Consider the following 21,373-nt stretch of genomic DNA (forward strand, 5'->3'; position numbering starts at 1 on the left):
ACGGCTCCCCTGAGAATCCCGCATTGACACTCCCACACCCGCAATGCACCATGCTTTTCGGAAGAGACCATAACAAGGTGTCAAGGTGAGTGCCCATCCATCCGCAGCATGGCCCGTTCCGGTGGGGGTTGCGCCGGACATCCTGTCTCAGATACAGGCCGATTTCTCGCGCGAGTGGCTTCGCCTTGCCGAAGACGCGCGGGCCGGCCGGCTGGAGCCGCCTGCGGACAAGCGCTTTGCGGGCGAGGCCTGGCGCAAAAGTCCGTCGCATTTGCTCATGGCGCACGCGTATCTGCTGTCGGGCCGCGCAATGCTGCGCATGGTTGACGCGGCCGACGTCAGCGAAGCCATGCGGTCGCGGTTGCGGTTTTCCATCATGCAATGGCTGGACGCCATCGCGCCGTCGAACTTCCTGGCCCTGAATCCCGACGCGCAGGCGTCCATTCTCTCGACCGCCGGCAAGGCGCTGGACGACGGCATGGCCAATCTGATGAACGACCTGCGCAAGGGCCGCATTTCGCAAACCGACGAAAGCCAGTTCGAAATCGGCGTCAATGTGGCCGTCACGCCAGGGCAGGTCGTCTTTGAAAACCCGCTGTTCCAGCTGATCCAGTACACGCCGGCCACGGCCAAGGTGCATGAGCGTCCGCTGGTCATCGTGCCGCCGAACATCAACAAGTTCTACATCCTGGATCTGCGCCCGGAAAACTCTTTCGTGCGGTACGCGGTCCAGGCCGGTTTCACCGTCTTCATGATGTCGTGGCGCAATCCGGTCCCTGCCGACCGCGATGGCATCGATCGGGCGCAATGGGCCGACTATCTGGATAACGCGGTGTTGCCCGCACTGCGGGTCGCTCGGGAAATCACCGGCCAGGAGCAGGTGAACGCGCTTGGCTTTTGCGTCGGCGGAACGCTGCTGGCGTCCGCGCTGGCGCTGGCGCACGGGCGCGGCGAGAATCCGGTTGCTTCCCTGACGCTGTTGACAACCTTGCTCGATTTCCGCGACACCGGCGTGCTGGAGGTTTTCGTCGATGAAACCCATGCATTGCTGCGCGAGCGTCAACTCGGCATGGGCGGTCTTATGTCGGGCCGCGAACTGGCCACCACGTTCTCGTTCCTGCGGCCCAACGAACTGGTTTGGAACTATGTCGTTGAGAATTACCTGAAGGGGCGTACGCCGCCCGCCTTCGATCTGTTGTTCTGGAACGCGGACAGCACCAATCTGCCGGGTCCGTTCTTCGCCTGGTATTTCCGCAATACCTATCTGGAAAACAATCTGAAGGTGCCAGGGCGTTGCGTGGTGGGAGATGTCCCGCTGGACCTGACCCGGCTGACAATGCCGGCGTACGTATTCGGTTCGCGCGACGATCACATCGTGCCGTGGACCTCCGCCTATGCGTCGACGCAGTTGCTGCGCGGTCCGCTGCGCTTCGTGCTCGGCGCATCAGGCCATATCGCGGGCGTCATCAATCCGCCGGAGAAAAAGCGGCGCAGCTATTGGGCCATCGGCACGCCCGACGACGATGGCCGCGAGCCGCTGCCAGGCGATCCGACGGCGTGGCTGGAACGGGCCCAGGACTGCCCCGGAAGCTGGTGGCCGGACTGGGCGGCGTGGTTGCAGCGCCATGCCGGCAAGCAGATCAAGGCGCCGGCGCGCGCCGGCAACCGGCGATATCCGCCGATCGAGCCTGCGCCCGGCCGCTACGTCCGGGTGCGCGCAACCTAGAGGCACGGCCCGGAGCAATCTGGCAGGAAAACAGCAGGAATCGGAACGTTCGCAGGGACGGTCGCAGACAGGAGAATACCGATGAGTGAAAAACTCGCATATGTGACAGGCGGCATGGGCGGCATAGGAACGTCGATCTGCCAGCGGCTCGCCAAGGACGGCTTCAAGGTCGTCGCGGGGTGCGGCCCCAGCCGTAACTACCAGCAGTGGCTCGATGAACAAGCGGCCCAGGGCTACACCTTCTATGCGTCGGTGGGGAATGTTTCGGATTGGGATTCCACCGTGCGCGCTTTCGAGAAGGTGCGCGAAGAACTGGGCCCCGTCGATGTGCTGGTGAACAACGCGGGCATTACGCGCGATGGATTGTTCCGCAAAATGTCGCTGGACGACTGGCGCGCGGTGATCGACACCAATTTGAACAGCCTGTTCAACGTTACCAAACAGGTGCTGGAGCACATGGTGGATCGCCAGTGGGGCCGCATCATCAACATCAGTTCGGTGAACGGCCAGAAGGGCCAGTTCGGGCAAACCAATTATTCGACGGCCAAGGCCGGCATCCACGGTTTCACCATGGCGCTGGCGCAGGAGGTTGCGAGCAAGGGCGTCACGGTGAACACGGTATCGCCGGGTTATATCGGCACGGATATGGTGCGCGCCATCCGGCCCGATGTCCTGGAAAAAATCGTCGCCACCATTCCCGTGCGCCGCCTCGGTACGCCGGAGGAAATCGCTTCCATCGTTTCCTGGCTGGCGTCGGACCAGTCAGGCTTCGCGACCGGCGCGGACTTTTCGCTGAATGGCGGCTTGCATATGCACTAGGGAAGCGAAGCGAAAGCGAAGGAAAAGCCAAGGAAAAGCCAAGGAAAAGCCACCCCCCGAAGCGCTTTCGCGCTTCCCCTTCCAAGGGGGCACGCTGGCGGACCGGCGGAGCCGGATCCGCGGCGTTCCCGATTGTTGGGGCGCCGGTTTTTCATGAGGGGAAAGGCGGCTGGCGCGCAGCGCCCTGGATAACTAAGATATAGGCCGTTGCACGGCGACGCGGCGTTCGTATCGGGCCGATCCGAACCGATGTCGTTCTCATAAGTACAACACGATGACCCGCAGGGGACAACCATGACGCAAGCCCAAGCAGGCGGCAGCACGCGCCTGATCAAGAAGTACCCGAACCGCCGCTTGTACGACACGCAGACCAGCACGTACATCACCCTGGCGGATGTCAAGCAGCTGGTGCTGGCCAACGAGTCTTTCCAGGTCGTGGACGCAAAAAGCGGCGAGGACCTGACGCGGAGCATCCTGCTGCAAATCATCCTGGAGGAAGAGGGTGGCGGCGTGCCGATGTTCTCGTCCAACATGCTGGCGCAGATCATCCGTTTCTATGGGCACGCCATGCAGGGAATCATGGGGTCCTACCTGGAAAAGAACATTCAGGCCTTCATGGAAATCCAGGAACGGATGGCCGAGCAGTCCAAGGGGCTCTACGGCAGCCAGTTCGGTCCCGAGGCCTGGGCGCAATTCATGAATGGCCAGGCGCCCATGATGCAGAACATGATGAACAGCTACATCGAGCAGAGCAAGAATCTGTTCGTGCAGATGCAGGACAAGATGCAGGACCAGACGCGTTCAATGTTCTCGTCTTTCCCTTTCCCGGGCGCCAGCCAGGGGAATCGCAAGTAGCGCGGTAACGCGAGGCGCGCAACGTTGAAAGGGGCTGGCGAACCTGCCAGCCCCCTGTTCACGATGGCGGGAACCGCTGGTTTGCGGGTGTGTCAATATGCTTCGGGTGGCCGGTCGGCTGCCCGGGTGGGTGCAAGGCAAAGCGGGCACGTCGGCGGATGAGCAATTCCGCATCTGCATGAAAACGGTTCTTGTTTGCATTCCGCTTTGCTTTTCCCTATGCTTTCAACTTTACGGTCGCATGCCGGCGCTTCGCGCGCCGAAAGGAAGAAATCGATGATCAAACAGGCTCTGGTGCTGGCTGCCAGCCTTGCCATTTGCGGCACGGCCTCGGCTGCGGAATATCCGATCGGCAAGCCCACGGAAAAAGGCGGAATGGAGATCGGCGCCGTCTACCTGCAGCCCATCGAAATGGATCCTCCGGGGATCATGCGTCCGGCCAAGGACTCGGACATCCACCTGGAAGCCGACATCCACGCCACCGCGGATAACCCCACCGGGTTCCCGGAGGGCGAGTGGATGCCTTATCTGGTCGTGAAGTACGAGCTGCAGAAGGTCGGCAGCGACAAGGTGCAGAAAGGCACGCTGATGCCGATGGTGGCCAATGACGGCCCGCATTACGGCGAGAACGTCAAATTGGAAGGACCGGGCAAGTACAAGCTGAAGTACTCCATTTCGCCGCCCACGGCCGATGCGCACAGCCATTTCGGCCGGCACATCGACAAGGAAACCGGTGTGGGGCCATGGTTCAAGCCGTTCGAGCTGGACTATGAGTTCGTCTATGCCGGCACCGGCAAGAAGGGTGGCTACTGATGATGCGCAGCTGCCGCGCCGTGCTGTTTGCAATCGCGCTGGCCTCGATGGCCGGCGCCGGCGCGGCGAGCGCCGATGAACTGCCCACGTTCACGCTGACCTTCAAGGCCGACGGCACCTTCGAACCTGCGCGGCTCGAGGTGCCCGCCGGCCGTTTCAAGATCGAGCTGAGCAACGAAAGCAACGAGCCGGTGGAATTCGAGAGCATTCCCCTGCGCAAGGAAAAAGTGCTGGGACCCGGCGTGAAGTCGTTCGTCGTCATCACGATTTCCCGTCCGGGCGAGTATCCCTTCTTCGACGACTTTCATCAGGACGTCAAGGGAACACTCGTCGTCAAACCCAAGGATTGAAGGGCGCAAGCGCCCGCGGTGTCATGGAACAGGTTTTATTCATAGTCTGGCGCGAGTCCGTGGAAGCCCTGCTTGTCGTGGGCATTCTGTACTCCTGGCTGCGCGCCACGCCTTCCGGCCGGCGCGGTTTGCCGTATCTGTGGGGCGGGGTGGCCGCGGGACTGGTTCTGGCGCTGATGCTCGCGCTGGTGCTGCTGGGCGTTTCCTCCTGGCTGTCCGACGAGGGGCAGGAGTGGTTCCAGGCCGGCATGGCGCTGGTTGCCTGCGTGCTGGTCGTTCAGATGGTGGTCTGGATGAAAAGGCACGGCCGCACGCTGAAGGGCGAACTCGAAAGCGGCGCGCGTACGTCGCTGCAGAACGACAACTGGTGGGGCCTTCTGGTCCTGGTGATGATTGCCGTTGCACGGGAAGGCAGCGAGACCGTGGTCTTCCTCTATGGCACCGTATCGGCCGGGGCGGAAAACAGCAGCGGCTGGATGCTTGCGCTGGCGGGCCTGGGCGGGTTCGTGGTGGCGCTGCTGACGTTCTGGCTGCTTCAACTGGGCGGCAGGCTGATCACGTGGCGGCGCTTCTTCCGCCTGACGGAAATCCTGCTGTTGCTGCTGGCCGGCTCGCTCCTGGTGGGGGGGCTGGATCATCTGATTTCGCTGGGTGTCGTCCCGCCGCTGGTCGACCCCGTCTGGGATAGCAGCTGGCTGCTGGACGACAGCAGCGGCTTCGGCAAGGTGCTGGCCGACTTCGCCGGTTACCGGGCCTATCCCGCGCTGGTTTCGGTGTTGGCCTGGGTTGCCTACTGGGTGGTGGTATGGGCGCTGCTGAGCCGCGTGCGTCCCGCCTCGCCCAGCGGCGCCGGGGCGGGCGGAAAGGCGGCACAGGCCGACGCGAGGTAAGCTGCCGTGCGGTCCGCCATCCGGCATGCGCCCCCCGCAGGCGCCGCCGGAGGCGGCGGTCAATGTGATCGAAGTATCGAAAGGGTTTCACCGATGGCTGTAGCAGTGGCGCGGGCAACCGCCCGCGTAGCCGATTACCTGCGTGACCATGCCCCGCTGCTGCGCAAGCTGCAGTGGGGCATCGTCGCGCTGTACGCGTTTCTTCTCATCGTTCCGGCGATGATGCCGCTGCCCGACAACACGGCGTCGGTCTTCAACAACCTGACCGTGGTCGCGCAGTTCGCGTTCTGGGGCATCTGGTGGCCATTTGTCCTGGTGTCCATGCCGATCATGGGACGGGCTTGGTGCGGCCTGTTCTGCCCGGAAGGCATGCTGACCGAATGGGCGAGCGAACGCGGCCAGGGACATGCCATTCCCCGCTGGATGCGCTGGGGCGGTTGGCCCTTCGTGGCGTTTGCCCTGACCACGATCTACGGTCAACTTGTCAGCGTGTATCAATATCCGCTTGCGGTGCTTGCCGTGCTGGGCGGATCCACCCTGGCGGCCATGGCCGTCGGCTGGCGCTACGGCCGCAGCAAGCGCGTCTGGTGCAAATACCTGTGTCCGGTAAACGGCGTGTTTCACCTGCTCGCCAAGCTGTCGCCCTGGCACTACCGGGTCAACGAAGAAGCCTGGCGGCATCCGGTCATCCGCATCCAGCCGGTCAATTGCGCGCCCCTGGTTCCGCTGCGCCAGATGAAAAGCGCCGGCGATTGCCACATGTGCGGCCGTTGCAGCGGTTACCGCGGGGCAATCACGCTGGCGCCCCGTTCCCCCGAGGATGAAATCGTGCGCGTTGCCGATGGCGACGCGTGGCAGACCGCGCTGCTGATCTTCGGCATGATGGGCATCGCGATGGGCGCGTTTCTGTGGACGGCCAGCCCCTGGTTCGTGACCATCAAGCAGGCGGCCGCCACCTGGCTGATCGAGCGCGACATCATGTGGCCGCTGCTCGATAACGCGCCATGGTTCGTGCTGACTCACTATCCGCAGGTCAATGACAGTTTTTCGTGGCTGGACGGCGCCTGCATCCTGTTCTTCATCGGCGCCACGACGGCCATCGTGGGCGGCGCGCTTTACCTGGCGCTGTGGCTGGCGGACCGCCTGCTTCCCATGCGGGCGGACGCAAGCCGCTCCACGCTGGGTGGCGCAGGGGTGCACAAACTCGCGCAGGCCTTGATACCGAGCGCCGGTATCGGCGTCTTCCTGGGGCTGTCGGCCACCACCATCACCCTGCTCAAGCACGAGGGCGTGAGCGCCCATTGGGCCAATCCGGTGCGGTTCACGCTGCTGACCCTGGCGATCGCGTGGACGCTGCGCCTGGCCTGGCGTGTCATGGGCCAGCGTACCGGCGCCGTGGGCCGCCGGGTGGCCGCTTGGCTCGTGTACGCGGCGGGGCTCGTGCCGTTCTGCGTTGCCTGGGTGCTGTTTTTCGTCATCTGGTAAGGCGATTGCGCATGCCGCACGGCGCGAGCCGCGTCCGTGCGGTAGCATGCGCGCATGAGAACCTACCGTTTCCGCATTCTGAACGTGTTCGCCGAATCGGCTTTCGGCGGCAATCCCCTGTGTGTGTTTGAAGACGGCCGTGGTCTCAGCGACGCGGAGATGCAGGCGCTGGCCCTGCAGTTCAACCTGTCGGAGACCACCTTCATCCTGCCTTCCGAGGCCGCCACGGCGCGAGTGCGCATCTTCACGCCCGGCTACGAGATGCCGTTCGCGGGCCATCCGACGCTGGGTACGTCGCAGGTCGTGCGGGCGCTGACCAACGCCGGCGATCGCATTACCCTGGAAATGCAAGCGGGCATCGTGCCGGTGCAGGCCGAGGGGAACGTCTGGACTTTCGCGGCGCCGGGTGGCGCATCCCCCAAAGTCACGGCGCCATCGCTGCCGGCGGAACGGATCGCCGCGCAGATGGGCGTGATGCCCCGGGATCTCGCTGGGGCGCCGCTGTGGGTCGATACCGGCGCCCATCAATTGCTGATCCCCTTGGGAAGCGCCGACGCAGTACGGCGTGCGGCGCCCGACCCCGCGCTGCTCGCGGAGTGGGAAATCAGCAAGGCGGGCAGAAAGACTGCCTACCTGTTTGCCTTCGATGGCCATGGCCCGGACGGCGCCGAGCGCGTGGTGGCGCGCTATTTTTTCGTCAAACCTGGAGGCGGCGTGGTGGAAGACCCGGGAACGGGCTCGGCATGCGCCAACCTTGGCGGCTGGGCGGTTGCCACGGGGCGAGCCTTGCCCTTGCGGGCGCGTATCGAACAGGGCGAGCAGACGGGGCGTCCCTGCGTGCTGGGCCTGGAGGTAACGGCGGACAAGGAAGTCCGCGTCCAAGGTCAGGTCTGGGAGTTCGGCGACGGGGTCATCTCGTTGCCGTGAAGCTGGCAGCCTGGACGCCAGGCAGCGCCGGCATCCTCCGCGATGCGAAGCGCCAGGTCCTGGCGCTTCGCATCCCGCTTACTTCCGGGCTTTGCTGGCATCCACCTTCAGCTCGTTCTTGACCTGCTTGACGCCCTCGACGCCGCGGGCCACGTGAGTCGCGGTGTCGCTTTGCGCCGCGGACGGGACGGTGCCCGTCAGCGTGACCACGCCGTTATTGGTTTCCACGGCGACGTCCAGCGCGCTGAGCGACTTGTCCGCCACGATTGCGGCCTTCACTTTGGTCGTGATGACGGCGTCCGAGGCATATTCGCCGACAGACTGCTTGGATTTTCCGTCCGTGTTGTCGGCCGCATGCGCGAACGGCAGCGCGGCGGCATTCAGGCCCAATACGGCGGCGGCGATGATATGGCGAGTGCGCATCGTGTTTTCTCCTTATGCGGGTTCAGATGGTCCGAAGCGGTGAATGAAGCGCCAGCTACCTTCGGAACATGCCGCCCAGGATGGAAAGCAGCGCCAGTACCAGGAAGACGAAGAAGAGGATCTTGGCAATGCCAGCCGCGCCCGCGGCGATGCCGCCGAAACCGAGAACGGCGGCGATGATGGCAATAACGAAAAAGACTGCGGCGTAGTACAGCATGGTTCCCTCCCGATGGGAAAAAGCGTCGAGGCGGGAAGCCCCGGCTCGGAATCGGCGCCCGGGGCGACAAGCCGCGGGCGTTCGACGTAGGACTACGCTACGTGCCGAGGAGAGGGAGGGTCAAACCGGGATGTGGGCAAATGTAAACGGCCGGGTCCAGCCCAGCCGTGCAGCCGCATGGCGGCACCGCTGTTACAAATGCGCAACCCTTGGCTGGGTTTTGAGCGATGCGGTTTACACGCGTCACTGCGCCATGCCGGTCGTTTCCCCGATGCGCCGCGCGATGTGGGCCAGGGCTTCCTCCACCTGGTCTACTAGGATCAGGCACAGGTCACCCGCTTGCAGGCGCGCCAGGGCTGCGTCGATGGCTTTGAATTCGCCACGTATTTCATCGATGTAGCGGGTGCGGGTCGCGCCGCGCAGGCCTTCCCTCAGCAGGGCCAGGACTTCGCCGTCCGCGCGTCCGCGCTGGCATTGGTCTTCGTACAGCAGAACGTCGTCGAAGGCATCGCCCAGGATCTCGGTCTGCCGCCGCAGGTCTTCGTCGCGGCGGTCGCCCGCGCCGCTGATCAAGGCCACGCGCCGCCTGGCGGGCATGGTTTCGACCGCGCCCACCAACGCAATGATGGCGTCCGGGTTATGACCATAGTCCGCGATAACCGTCGCGCCGCGATAATCGAAGACATTGAACCGGCCCGGCGCGCTCGCGGCATCGTTGACGAATGTCTTCAGGCCCTGGCGGATCAGCGCCCATGGGACGTCCAGCCCCCACGCCGCGCCGATGGCGGCCATGGCGTTTTCCACCTGGAATCCGATGGTGCCGTTGCGGGTAAGAGGAATGTCGGCCAGCGCGATGCGCGTAACGTCGGCGCCCTGGGCGGCCACCAGATGGCCGCCGTCCCGATACACCACCCGTCCGCCCTGCGCGCGATGCGTGGACATGCGGGGATGGTGTCCGTCGGCGGCAAAAAAGATGATGCTTCCGGGGCAACTGGACGCCATGTCGGCCACGATGGGATCGGCGGCGTTCAGCACGGCATAGCCATTGGCCTGCACATACTGCACGATCACGCGCTTGACCACGGCCAGCTCTTCCACGGTGGTGATGTAGCCCAGGCCCAGATGGTCGCCCATGCCGATATTGGTCACCACCGCGACATTGCAGCGGTCGAAGGCCAGGCCCTCGCGCAGAATGCCGCCGCGCGCGGTTTCAAGCACCGCGGCGTCGACGTCGGGGTGCAGCAGTACGCTGCGGGCGCTGCGCGGACCGCTGCAATCGCCCGTATCGATGCGCCGCTGGCCGATGTACACGCCATCGGAATTCGTCATGCCGACACGCTTGCCGTCCTGGCCCAGTATGTGCGCCGTCAATCGGACCGTGGTCGTCTTGCCGTTGGTCCCGGCCACGGCAACCAGGGGAATGCGGCCGTCCTCGCCGTCGGCGAACATGTTGGCGATGATGGCCTCGCCGACAGCCCGGCCTTTGCCGAACGAGGGGTTCAGATGCATGCGCAGGCCGGGCGCGGCATTGATTTCGACGATGGCGCCGCGCTGCTCCTCCAGCGGCAGATGGACGCTTTCGGCCACCACGTCCACGCCGCACAGATCCAGGCCGATCATGCGCGCGGCGGTGACGGCGCGGGCCGCCAGTTCCGGATGGACTTCATCGGTCACGTCCGTGGCCGAGCCGCCCGTGCTCAGGTTGGCGTTGTTGCGCAGCACCACGCGGGCGCCTTTGGGCGGCACGTCGTCCACGCCCAGGCCCTGTTTGGCCAACGTCGCGATGGCGATATCGTCGATGCGGATCTTGGTCAGCGCGGTGGCGTGGCCGTCGCCGCGCAGCGGGTCCCGATTGACCTCGTCGACCAGTTCGCGCACGGTATGAACGCCATCGCCCGAGACCTGCGGCGGATCGCGGCGCGCGGCGGCGACCAGCGTGTCGCCCACCACCAGAAGCCGGAAATCGTGGCCCGGGATGTAGCGCTCGACGATTACGTCGCGGCTGATCTCCGCGGCGGCCGCATACGCGGCGGCGATGCGTTCGCGCGTTTCGATGTTGACGGCCACGCCGCGGCCCTGGCTGCCGTCGCGCGGCTTGACGACGACCGGGCCGCCCAGCTCCTGCGCGGCGGCCCAGGCGTCATCGGCGCTGGAGACCGTGCGTCCGAGCGGGACCGGCACGCCGGCGGCGTCCAGCAGCATCTTGGTCAGATCCTTGTCCTGCGCAATCGATTCCGCGATGGCGCCGGTGCGGTCCGTTTCGGCGGCCTGGATGCGGCGCTGCCGTGAGCCCCAGCCGAATTGCACCATGCTTCCCTGCGTCAAGCGCCGATAAGGGATGTTGCGCGCCACGGCCGCCTGCACGATGGCGCCGGTGCTCGGGCCCAGGCGCACGTCCTCGTCCAGCTCGCGCAGTTGCCGCAGCGCGCCGGACAGATCGAATCCCGTATCGTCGAGCGCCGCGCGGCACAATGCTTCCCCAAGCTCGAACGCCAGCCGCCCGACGGCTTCTTCCGTGTATTCGACCACGACCTGGAAGACGCCCGGTTCCACGGTGGCGGCGGTGCGGCTGAACGCCACCGGGCAACCCGCATGCGCCTGCAGCGTCAAGGCGACCTGTTCCAGCATGTGCGCGACCGATATGGTCCCTTCGTAGCCTTCGGGACGCAGCAGCCCCAATTGCGGAAAGCGTGCGCGCAGGCGCGGTTCAACCTCGGGCATGCGATCGATGGAACACTCCAGATCGTCGCAGGTAACGATGGCTTCGATGGCGGTGTTGCGGCTCCACAGGTTGGGGCCGCGCAGCGCGCGTAGACGGGAGACGTGCATGGATTTTCCTGTCGGCCGCCGGATCGGCGCGGCGGCGCTGATCCTTAGTTCTGTCCGATCCAGTGACGGAGGCAATGCAGGGTGGTGTCCGCACTGCCTTCGTCGCACTGCAGGACGATCAGGTCGCCGGGCCGGGCGGCCGCGAGGGCCGACCGGATCGCGGTTGCATGATCGGGCTCGTCAGCGATGGCGGCGGCGCGCGTGCCCTGATGCGCGCCGGTACGCAGCAGCGCGCGCGCTTCACCGGGCGCGCGTTGCGTCGGCACCGTGGCGTCGTCATACAGCACCACGTCGTCGAAGGCCTCGCCCAGCAGCCTGCCCAGGTCGAGAAGATCCTGGTCGCGCCTGTCCTTGCCGGCGCCGTACACGATGCGGCGGCGCGATGCCGGAAAGTTCTCCGCCGCCGCGATCAGGGCACGCAGCGCCGAGGCGTTGTGGGCGCCATCGACAACCGCCGTAATGTCCCGGTGCTGCACCACGTGAAACTGCCATGGCGGGTCCGGCCGGTCCGCTTCGAATGCCTCGACACCGACGCGGATGATGTCGGCCGGCACGCCAAGCGCCCAGGCGCCGGCCACGGCGGCAAGCACGTTTTCCAGTTGGAACGCAACGCGGCCGCCGACCGTCAATGGGATCGCCGCGACTGCGGTCAGCCGCTGCTCATGTTGTCCTTGCGCCAGCACGACATCGCCATCGCGCACGAACACCGCGCGCTTGCCCAGCGCCAGATGCGAGGCGATGGCGGGCAATTGCGCATCCAAACCGAAAAACACCACCTCGCCGTCGCACAGCGGGGCCATGGCGGCGACCCGCTCGTCGCGCGCGTTCAGTACCGCCGCGCCGGTCGGCAGCACGACGTCGACCTGGGTTCGCATGACGTTGACCATGCCGTCCAGATCGCGGATGTCGTGTTCGCCCAGATGATCCGCCTGGTCGATGTTGGTGACGATGCCGACCTGGCAGCGATCGTAGGCCAGCCCTTGGCGCAGGATCACCGAGCTGCTGTTTTCGATGACGGCCGCATCCACGGAGCGGTTCATCAGCACGCGGCGGCCGCTGGCCCAGTCGGCGCGGTCGCCTCGCTCGACCTGCCGTTGATTGAAGTACAGCCCTTCGCTGCAAGCCAGGCCCACATGCCGGCCCCACAGTTGCAGCAGACGCGCCGTCAAGCGCGCGACCACGGTTTTTCCGTTCGTGCCCGATACGCCCACGACGGGTATGCGGCCGTCTTCACCGGGCGGAAAGAGATGGTCGATGATGGCTTGCCCCACCGGACGCGGCTGGCCGTCCGCGGGCTTCAGGTGCATCAGGAGTCCGGGCCCGGCGTTAACCTCGACGATCGCGCCGCGCTGTTCTTCCAGCGGGCGTGAAATGTCCTCGGCCACCAGGTCCACGCCCGCGACGTCAAGCCCCACGATGCGCGCGGCAAGCGTGACGGCGTGGGCGACTTCGGGATGCACCTGGTCCGTGACGTCGAAGGCGACATTGCCGTTGCGCTGGATCAGTACGCGGCGTCCGGCCGGCGGCACGCTATCGGCCTGGAACCCTTGGCGCGCGACTTCCAGCGTGGCGGCCGAATCCAGCCGCACCAGATTCAAGGGGCAGTCCTCGCCGCGGCCGCGGCGGGGATCGGTATTGATCTGCAGGTCGATCAGTTCCTCGATGGTGTGCTCGCCGTCGCCGGTCACCCAGGCCGGCTCCCCACGGGCAGCCGCGACCATGCGCTCGCCCACCACCAGAAGGCGGTGCTCGTTGCCCGGGACGAAGCGTTCGACCAGTACGCCGCTGCCTTCTTCCACGGCTACTTCGTATGCGGCCTTTACCTCTTCATAACTGTTCAGGTTGGTGAAAACACCCCGGCCATGATTGCCGTCATAAGGTTTGACCACGACCGGCGTGCCGATGTCGCATGCCGCTTCCCAGGCCTGGCCGACGGATTCCACCACACGGCCCTCCGGCACGGGTACGCCGCACTCCGCGAGCAGCCGCTTGGTCAGGTCCTTGTCGCGCGAGATGCCTTCGGCGATGGCGCTGGTGCGGTCCGTTTCCGCCGTCCATATCCGCCGTTGGCGCGCGCCGTAGCCCAACTGCACCAGATTGCCTTCAAACAGGCGGATGTAAGGAATGTCGCGATCGTCGGCGGCATCGACGATACACGCCGTGCTCGGTCCCAGGCAGTGGCGATCGACCATGCGTCGCAGGCGGGAGATCGTTGCTTCCACATCGAAAGGGCGGTCTTCCATGGCCGCCATCACCAGATCGCGCGCCTCGCCCAGCGCCGCACGGGTCACGTCTTCCTGCCAGGCGCGCACGATGACCTTGTATACCCCGCGTTTGGCGGTTTCGCGCGCCTTGCCGAACCCTCCGGGCAATCCGGCCAGGTTCTGCAGCTCCAGCGTGACGTGTTCGAGGATATGCGCCGGCCAGGTGCCTTCGCGCAAGCGCTGCAGGAAACCGCCGCGCACGCCGGGGCTGCATCGGTGTTCGATCAGCGTCGGCAGCCAGCTGGACAGGCGTTCCGGGAAGCCGGGAATGGTGTTGGACGGATGGTCTTCCAGCTCACCGATATCGACCCAGGCTTCCAGCACCGGACGATAGGTCCAGATGTTCGGGCCGCGCAAAGCCACGACATCGAGAAATTCAATGTCTTTCTTTTTCATGTTCTAATTTGCCGAAATCCGATGGCGAACGGAAGAGTTCCTGGCTGGTGGGCGGTTATGGTTTTGGTAGTGCCGTGCCCATGCACGGTGCGCGTATCGTCGAAGCCAGCGGTAGTCTGTGAACGCCGCCGATTATAGAAATATCGGTAAGCAGGCGGCGACGCGGATTCTATCCATGACGTCCGTTGTGTTGCAAGGAAGGCACACGTTTCCCGCTTTTCGCGGAACTCGGGTGACCGGCCTGATGGTTGCGCCGCGGATGTGTATGCGTTTTCCATGAAAAAACCCGATCCAGTGTCCGTCCAGGACGGAAATGCCCTGCCGGCCGAGCGGCGGGCTGAAATGCTTGCGCAACTGGCCGACGGCGAGACGTTGCTCGCCTGGCTGCCGCTAGACCTCGATGCTTCGCTGAAGTTCCGCGATGGCGTGATTTTTCTTACGGATCGAGCCATCGTCGCCCGGGAGCCGGGCGCCGCAAACTGGCGGCGGTGGCCATACGAAACCACCGAAGACCTGATCGTGTCCGATCATGCCGGCGCGGGGTGCCTGGAACTGCAGAGCAGGGACGCGCGTTTGGCGATATGGCGATATACCCTGGGCCGGCACCCGGCCGCGCTTCGGTTGCGCGATGCATATGTGCGGCAACGCCAGATCGCGCAGGGCATGGCGCCCGCCGAACCCCCTGCCGAACGCGTGTGCACGAACTGTCTTGCGCCGCTCGCCGCAGACCAGGAGGCGTGCGCCGGGTGCAATCCGCCGGTCCCGGCGGCGCCATCGACATGGGCTTTGCTGCGATTGTGGCGCTTCGCGGTGCCGTACCAGGTCCCGCTGACGATCGGCTTCATCCTCACGGTACTCGCCACCGCCGCAACGCTGGTGCCGCCGTACCTGACAATGCCCTTAATGGATGACGTCCTTATCCCATTCCAGAATGGCGCGCCGATCGATTCGCAGCGCGTCATCCTGTACTTGTCGGGGCTGTTCGGATCCGCCATCCTGGCGTGGGTATTGGGCTGGGGCCGCACCTACATTCTCGCCTGGGTCAGCGAACGCATCGGCGCGGACCTGCGCACCACTACCTACGAACATCTGCAGCATCTTTCCCTGGCCTACTTCGGCGGCAAGCGCACTGGCGACCTGATCGCGCGCATCGGCAGCGAATCCGATCGCATCTGCGTCTTCCTTTCGCTGCACCTGCTCGATTTCGCCACCGATGTGCTGATGATCGCGATGACAGCGGCCATCCTCATCTCCATCAATCCCTGGCTGGCGCTGGTGACCCTGGTGCCGCTGCCGTTCATCGGCTGGATGATTCATATCGTCCGCGACCATCTGAAGCATGGCTTCGAGAAGGTCGACCGCGTCTGGTCGGAGATCACCAATGTGCTGGCCGATACGATACCCGGCATTCGGGTGGTGAAGGCCTTCGCGCAGGAAAAGCGCGAGGTGCGCCGCTTCCGCGAAGCCAACCAGCGCAACCTCGACGTGAACGACCGCGTGAACCGGGTGTGGGCCCTGTTTTCCCCGACCGTCACGCTGCTCACCGAGATCGGCCTGCTGGTGGTGTGGGTGTACGGGATCTGGCAGGTCTCGCGCCATGACATCACCGTCGGCGTGCTGGCGGCCTTCCTGTCGTACATCGGCCGTTTCTATACCCGCCTGGATTCGATGAGCCGTATCGTTTCCGTGACGCAGAAGGCGGCTGCCGGCGCGAAGCGCATCTTCGATATTCTCGACCATGTTTCGAGCGTTCCCGAGGCGCGCAATCCCGTTCAGGTGGGACGCGTGGACGGACGCATCGAGCTGCGCGACGTGGGGTTTCGCTACGGCAACCGGTCGGTCATACGCGGGCTGAATCTGCGCATCGAGCCGGGAACCATGGTGGGGCTGGTGGGCCACAGCGGCTCGGGCAAGAGCACGCTGATCAATCTGATCTGCCGGTTCTACGACGTATCGGAAGGCGCCGTGCTGGTGGACGGCACGGATATCCGCACCATGGGCATCGCTTCGTACCGCCGCAATATCGGTCTGGTGCTGCAGGAGCCCTTTCTGTTCTTCGGCACGATCGCGGAGAACATCGCCTACGGCAAGCCGGACGCCACGCGGGAAGAAATCGTCGCCGCCGCGCGCGCGGCGCACGCCCATGAATTCATCCTGCGGCTGCCCCATGGCTACGATTCGCTGGTGGGCGAACGCGGACAGGCCCTGTCGGGCGGCGAACGCCAACGGATTTCCATTGCGCGCGCCTTGCTGATCGATCCGCGCATCCTGATCCTGGACGAGGCCACGTCGTCCGTCGATACCGCCACGGAAAAGGAAATCCAGAAGGCGCTGGACAACCTGGTGCGCGGCCGCACCACGATTGCGATCGCTCATCGGCTCAGCACCTTGCGCAAGGCCGACCGCCTGGTCGTGCTGGATCGCGGGCGCATCGTCGAACAGGGCAACCACGAGCAACTGATGGCTGCCGGCGGCGCCTACTACGCGCTGTATCAGGCCCAGGCGCGGCACGCCGAAGCGGGCGGGGAAGACGCTGCCGGAGATGACGACGATGACGATCTCGTCGCGCAGGCCTGATGTCGGCTCGATGAAGGGGGGATACGATGGGCGCGCCTGATTTCCGCTTGCGGCGCAATCCGCATGGACGTTTGGTGTACGAGGGCCGCGACGGCGCCGTGGTCGATGGCGTCGTGCCGGTGCGCGCGTTTCCGATCTCGGCGCCGGAGGCCGGCTGTTCGCTCGTGGACGCCGGCGGCCACGAGGTGGCCTGGATCGACCGGGTGGACGACCTGCCTCATCCGATGCGCGTGCTGGTGCAGGAAGCGCTGGCGGCGCGGGAATTCATGCCCCGCATCCAGCGCATTGCATCGGTGTCCGGGTACGCGACGCCCTGTACATGGTCCGTCCAGACCGACCGCGGGCCGACGGCCTTCGTGCTGCGCGGCGAAGAAGACATCCGTCGGCTGGGCGGCCAGGCGCTGCTGATCGCCGACAGCCACGGGATCCATTACCTGATCGGCGACATGCGGGCTTTGGACAAGCAAAGCCGCAAGCTGCTCGACCGGTTTCTGTAGGCCGCTACAGGCTGGCGTAGCGCCGGGCGGTGGCCAGGGCGCCGTCGCGGCCCAGGGCGTCGTAGGCGTTTTTCAGCGAAGCCGAGAAGCGCGGATCTTCCGCCAGCGCCGCCGGGAATATTTCCCGCACGGCGAGTACGCGCTCGACCAGGCCGTCCGCGCCTTGCGCGGCCAGCGCGGACAGCCGCGCCGCCATGGGATCGCTCAACTCCAATGCCGCGCCGCTTTCCGAGCGCCCCAGCAGGAACCGCATCCAGCCGGCGACGCCCAGGGCCAGGCGGTCCACGCCGTAGCCCGCGCGCAGGCGGTCGGCCGCCGTGCCGAGCAGGCGCGGCGGCAGCTTCTGGCTGCCGTCCATCGCGATCTGGATGCAGCGATGCTTCAAGGCCGGATTGGCCAGGCGTTGCAGCAGCTGGTCCCGATAGGACAGGCGATCGAAACTGGCGGGCACCGTCAGGGTCGGGGCGATATCGTCCGTCATCAGGCGATGCAGCAGGCCGCGCAAATCGGGATTGGCCACGGCCTGATCGACGGTTTCGATATCCGCCAGCAGCGATAGATAGACCAGCGTGGAATGCGAGCCGTTGAGCATGCGCAGCTTGGCCGCTTCATACGGCGTGACGTCGTCGACCATCAGCGCGCCGGCCTGCTCCCACGCCGGCCGGCCGGCGGGGAAGCGGTCTTCGATGACCCATTGCCGATAGCTTTCGCTGGGCACCGGCCACGCGTCCACGCACCCCAATGCGCGCGCGGCGGCGTCGCGATCGGCGTCGGTGGTGGCGGGAACGATGCGGTCAACCATGGTCGAGGGAAAGGCTACGGCGTCCTCGATCCATCGTCCCAGCGCGGGATCGAGCGCCGTTGCGTAATCCACCGTCACCCGGCGCAGGGCTGCACCGTTGTGCGACAGGTTGTCGCAGGACAGCACCGTGAACGGATGCTGGCGGCGGCGCTTGAGCGCGGCGACCAGGTAACCCGGCACGCTTTGCGGATGGTCCGGATCCTTCAGGTCGCGGACGATCAAGGGGTGTTCGAAATCGAGCCCGCCGGTCTTCGGGTCCTGGCAATAGCCTTTCTCCGTCACCGTCAGCGAAACGATCTTCACGTGCTCGTCGCACATGGCGTCAAGGACCGCCTGCGGTTCTTCCGGCGCCACCAGGATACGGCGCAGGGCGCGGGCGATGCGTACCCGCTGGCCGTTCGTATCGCGCACCAGCACGCTGTACAGATAGTCCTGCGGCGCCAACGCGTCGCGGGTATCGGGCCGGCGCAGGGAAACGCCGCAAATGCCCCAATCGCCGCCGCCGGCCAGCATGGCGTCTTCCGTGTACATCGCCTGATGGGCACGGTGGAAATTGCCCAGACCCAGATGGACGATGCCAATGCGCGGTTCCTTCCATGGGATGGCCGGCAGGTGATCGGAAAGCTGGGGCAGGCGTTGGCGGTTCAGGCGGGGCAGGGCAGCGTTCATTTTTGCGGCTTGCAGCAAAGTTCGGGGATTGCGTCGATCCGACACTATATCGGCCGGGGCGGGTTAACACTAGACAGGATGCCGATGCTGGTATGGTAGTATCCCACCCAGCCATGAGCAAGCGGAGTTTCCATGAAGATCACCCATGCCGAAGTCATCGTCTGCTGTCCGGGCCGCAACTTCGTCACCCTGAAAATCGTCACGGATCAGGGCGTGCACGGCGTCGGCGACGCCACGCTCAATGGCCGTGAGCTGGCCGTCGCGGCCTACCTGAAAGAGCATGTCTGCCCGGTCCTGATCGGCCGCGATCCGGGCCGGATCGAGGACACATGGCAATACCTGTACAAAGGCGCCTACTGGCGCCGGGGACCGGTGACCATGTCGGCCATCGCGGCCGTCGACATGGCGTTGTGGGACATCAAGGCCAAGATGGCCGGCATGCCGCTCTACCAGCTTCTGGGCGGCGCGTCGCGCGAGCGGGTGATGGTCTACGGCCACGCGACGGGCCGGGACATCGAGGAAGCGCTGGATCGCTATGCCGAGCACGTGGAGCAGGGCTACCAGGCCATACGCATCCAGTGCGGCGTCCCGGGCATGAAGTCGGTGTACGGGGTGACCAAGCACGGCGAGGCCTACGAGCCCGCCACCAAGGGCTGGCCGGAAGAGCAATCCTGGTCCAGCGAGAAATACCTGGATTTCATCCCGAAGCTGTTCGAAGCCGTGCGCAGCCGCTTTGGCTTCGATACGCATCTGTTGCATGACGTCCATCATCGCCTGACGCCCATCGAGGCGGCGCGCCTGGGCAAGGCGGTGGAACCCTACCGCCTGTTCTGGCTCGAGGATCCCACGCCCGCCGAAAACCAGGAGGCCTTCCGCCTGATCCGCCGGCATACCGTCACGCCCATCGCCGTCGGCGAAGTGTTCAACAGCATCTGGGACTGCAAGCAGCTGATCGAAGAGCAATTGATCGACTACATCCGCACGACCATCACGCATGCGGGTGGCATCACCCACATGCGCCGCATCGCGGATTTCGCGTCGATGTACCAGGTCAGGACCGGCAGCCACGGTCCATCCGATCTTTCGCCCGTTTGCATGGGCGCGGCCCTGCATCTCGACCTGTGGGCGCCGAACTTCGGGGTCCAGGAGTACATGGGTTATCCGGAACCCGCGCTGGAGGTCTTTCCGCACGCGTGGTCGTTCCAGGACGGCGCGATGCACCCCGGGGACGCGCCCGGACTCGGCGTGGATATCGACGAGGCGCTGGCGGCGAAGTATCCCTACGAACCGGCGTATCTGCCGGTGGCAAGGCTGGAAGACGGCACGCTGTGGAACTGGTAGCGGCGTGCGCGAAATGAACCGTCCCGCTGGCGTGCGTCCGGTGCGCCGCACCGGATAGGCGCCATGACAGGCATGAATCAAAAAAGACGTGGAGCAGACATGAGCACCATCACGAGTCCGAATTCCGCCCGCGGGGCGGGCGCCGGCGCGGCGCCGCAAACCATGCTAAGGCGCGCGGCCGTCGCATCGACCATAGGCACCGCCGCGGAATACTACGACTTCTTCGTGTATGCGACGGCGGCCGTGCTTTTCTTCGGCAAGCTGTTCTTTCCCAGCTCCGACCCCATGGTCGGCACCGTCGCCGCATTCGCCACATATGCCGTGGGGTTTGTCGCGCGTCCCATAGGCGGCATCGTGTTCGGGCATTTCGGCGATAAGCTCGGCCGCAAAAAGGCATTGGTGATCACCATCCTGATCGTGGGGCTGGGCACCTTCGTCATCGGGCTGATGCCCACCTACGAGCGCATCGGCTTCTGGGCGCCGCTGGCGCTGGTGGCGATCCGCATCCTGCAGGGTTTCGGCGTGGGGGGGGAACAGGCCGGGGCCGTGCTCATGACGGCCGAATATGCGCCGCGCGAGCGGCGCGGCTTTTACGCCAGCTGGGTGCAGCTGGGCGCCCCGGCTGGCTTCCTGATTCCCGCCGGGCTGTTCGCGGTGCTCACCGCCACGCTCGACGAAGAGCAGTTGCTGGCGTGGGGATGGCGCATTCCCTTCCTGCTCAGCCTGGTGCTGGTGATCATCGGCCTGTATGTGCGCCTGCGCATCGACGAGTCGCCGGTCTTCGACGAGATCCGCAAGACCAAGGCGGTGGAATCCCGCCCCGTGTCCGAGGTGTTGCGCGCGTATCCCGGCATCATCGTCAAGGGCGTTTTCGCCAAACTGGTGGAGGCCTGCGCCTTCGCCATGTACAGCACCATCGTGCTGGCCTACGGCAAGGCGAACCATCTGAACGACGCGTGGCTGCTGCAAAGCATTCTGCTTGCCGTCGGCGTGGAGCTGTTCACCATCCCCATCGCGGGCATGCTTTCCGATCGGTTCGGCCGCAAGCCCGTGTATATGGCGGGGGCCTTGCTGCAGATCGTCATGGTGGTGCCTTTCTTCCTGATGCTCAATACGGGCGATCGGCTGCTGACGCACGTGGCCATGATTCTCGTTCTGTCCATCGGCCACGCGCTTTGTTATTCGCCGCAGGCATCCCTGTTTCCCGAGCTTTTCCCCGCGCGGGTGCGATGCAGCGGCATCGCGCTGATCTGGCAGATCGGTTCGCTTATCGGCAGCGGCATGCTGGGCCTGCTGGCCGTGAAGATCATCCAGGCCAGCGGCGGCCATTACGCCGGCCTGGCCGGCTATATGGGCGTGCTGGCGCTGGCGTCCATCCTGGCGCTGCGGCTGTTGCCGGAGACCGCGCCGCAGCGCCGTGGCGATGACCTGCACGACTGGGGGCACCGCTGACCTGCGGCAATGCGACGATATACTTGCGCCTTGCCGTACCG

General features: G+C 65.3%; 17 protein-coding genes. 12 read left to right on the plus strand and 5 right to left on the minus strand.

Going from position 1 to position 21,373, the window contains the following annotated elements; translation table 11 throughout:
- Positions 1 to 85 precede the first annotated feature (85 nt).
- From phaC to CAL13_RS06710, 8 genes are all read left to right on the plus strand, one after another.
- Positions 86 to 1,726 (plus strand): class I poly(R)-hydroxyalkanoic acid synthase, encoded by a 1,641-nt coding sequence (phaC, locus tag CAL13_RS06675; protein WP_086071884.1) that lies wholly within the window; start codon positions 86 to 88, stop codon positions 1,724 to 1,726.
- 81 nt (positions 1,727 to 1,807) lie between these two features.
- Positions 1,808 to 2,545 (plus strand): acetoacetyl-CoA reductase, encoded by a 738-nt coding sequence (phbB, locus tag CAL13_RS06680; RefSeq protein WP_086056710.1) that lies wholly within the window; start codon positions 1,808 to 1,810, stop codon positions 2,543 to 2,545.
- A gap of 294 nt (positions 2,546 to 2,839) precedes the next feature.
- Positions 2,840 to 3,400 (plus strand): polyhydroxyalkanoate synthesis repressor PhaR, encoded by a 561-nt coding sequence (phaR, locus tag CAL13_RS06685; protein ID WP_086056711.1) that lies wholly within the window; start codon positions 2,840 to 2,842, stop codon positions 3,398 to 3,400.
- Positions 3,401 to 3,676: 276 nt separating this feature from the next.
- A complete protein-coding gene (locus CAL13_RS06690) occupies positions 3,677 to 4,213 on the plus strand; it encodes an iron transporter (protein ID WP_086071885.1) in 537 nt (178 codons plus the stop codon).
- A gap of 2 nt (positions 4,214 to 4,215) precedes the next feature.
- Complete coding sequence (locus CAL13_RS06695) at positions 4,216 to 4,563, plus strand: cupredoxin domain-containing protein (RefSeq protein WP_086059301.1); 348 nt, start codon at positions 4,216 to 4,218, stop codon at positions 4,561 to 4,563.
- 23 nt (positions 4,564 to 4,586) lie between these two features.
- The gene (locus tag CAL13_RS06700) at positions 4,587 to 5,453 is read left to right on the plus strand and encodes an FTR1 family iron permease (RefSeq protein ID WP_086071886.1); all 867 of its coding nucleotides are present in this window, start codon (positions 4,587 to 4,589) and stop codon (positions 5,451 to 5,453) included.
- Positions 5,454 to 5,546: 93 nt separating this feature from the next.
- Positions 5,547 to 6,938, plus strand: a complete 1,392-nt coding sequence (locus CAL13_RS06705) for a 4Fe-4S binding protein (protein WP_086071887.1) — start codon at positions 5,547 to 5,549, stop codon at positions 6,936 to 6,938.
- Positions 6,939 to 6,992: 54 nt separating this feature from the next.
- Complete coding sequence (locus CAL13_RS06710) at positions 6,993 to 7,865, plus strand: PhzF family phenazine biosynthesis protein (RefSeq protein ID WP_086071888.1); 873 nt, start codon at positions 6,993 to 6,995, stop codon at positions 7,863 to 7,865.
- Positions 7,866 to 7,943: 78 nt separating this feature from the next.
- On the opposite strand, the gene CAL13_RS06715 is transcribed toward CAL13_RS06710, so the two are convergent.
- The 4 genes from CAL13_RS06715 to cphA (CAL13_RS06730) all read right to left on the minus strand — a co-directional run bounded on the left by CAL13_RS06715 (position 7,944) and on the right by cphA (CAL13_RS06730) (position 13,994).
- Complete coding sequence (locus CAL13_RS06715; protein ID WP_086071889.1) at positions 7,944 to 8,288, minus strand: BON domain-containing protein; 345 nt, start codon at positions 8,286 to 8,288, stop codon at positions 7,944 to 7,946.
- 55 nt (positions 8,289 to 8,343) lie between these two features.
- The gene (locus CAL13_RS06720) at positions 8,344 to 8,505 is read right to left on the minus strand and encodes a DUF1328 domain-containing protein (protein ID WP_086056717.1); all 162 of its coding nucleotides are present in this window, start codon (positions 8,503 to 8,505) and stop codon (positions 8,344 to 8,346) included.
- A 243-nt stretch (positions 8,506 to 8,748) separates the two neighbouring features.
- Positions 8,749 to 11,334, minus strand: a complete 2,586-nt coding sequence (gene cphA / locus CAL13_RS06725) for a cyanophycin synthetase (RefSeq protein ID WP_086071890.1) — start codon at positions 11,332 to 11,334, stop codon at positions 8,749 to 8,751.
- A gap of 44 nt (positions 11,335 to 11,378) precedes the next feature.
- The gene (gene cphA / locus CAL13_RS06730; protein WP_086071891.1) at positions 11,379 to 13,994 is read right to left on the minus strand and encodes a cyanophycin synthetase; all 2,616 of its coding nucleotides are present in this window, start codon (positions 13,992 to 13,994) and stop codon (positions 11,379 to 11,381) included.
- Between the two features lie 276 nt (positions 13,995 to 14,270).
- Between cphA (CAL13_RS06730) and CAL13_RS06735 the strand changes: the two genes are divergently transcribed.
- Together CAL13_RS06735 and CAL13_RS06740 are read left to right on the plus strand one after the other, a co-directional pair.
- Positions 14,271 to 16,571: a cyanophycin metabolism-associated ABC transporter gene (locus CAL13_RS06735; RefSeq protein ID WP_086073546.1), complete on the plus strand. Its 2,301-nt coding sequence runs from the start codon at positions 14,271 to 14,273 to the stop codon at positions 16,569 to 16,571.
- Between the two features lie 26 nt (positions 16,572 to 16,597).
- Positions 16,598 to 17,068, plus strand: a complete 471-nt coding sequence (locus CAL13_RS06740; protein ID WP_086056720.1) for a cyanophycin metabolism-associated DUF1854 family protein — start codon at positions 16,598 to 16,600, stop codon at positions 17,066 to 17,068.
- 4 nt (positions 17,069 to 17,072) lie between these two features.
- Here the strand turns inward: CAL13_RS06740 and CAL13_RS06745 are convergent, their stop codons facing one another.
- The gene (locus CAL13_RS06745) at positions 17,073 to 18,539 is read right to left on the minus strand and encodes a mannitol dehydrogenase family protein (RefSeq protein ID WP_086071892.1); all 1,467 of its coding nucleotides are present in this window, start codon (positions 18,537 to 18,539) and stop codon (positions 17,073 to 17,075) included.
- A 132-nt stretch (positions 18,540 to 18,671) separates the two neighbouring features.
- On the opposite strand from CAL13_RS06745, the gene manD reads away from it, so the two are divergent.
- A complete protein-coding gene (gene manD, locus CAL13_RS06750) occupies positions 18,672 to 19,880 on the plus strand; it encodes a D-mannonate dehydratase ManD (RefSeq protein WP_086056722.1) in 1,209 nt (402 codons plus the stop codon).
- A 99-nt stretch (positions 19,881 to 19,979) separates the two neighbouring features.
- Complete coding sequence (locus tag CAL13_RS06755; RefSeq protein WP_232462538.1) at positions 19,980 to 21,332, plus strand: MFS transporter; 1,353 nt, start codon at positions 19,980 to 19,982, stop codon at positions 21,330 to 21,332.
- The last annotated feature ends 41 nt before the right edge of the window (positions 21,333 to 21,373 follow it).

Source organism: Bordetella genomosp. 9, from assembly GCF_002119725.1.
Taxonomy (GTDB): domain Bacteria; phylum Pseudomonadota; class Gammaproteobacteria; order Burkholderiales; family Burkholderiaceae_B; genus Bordetella_C.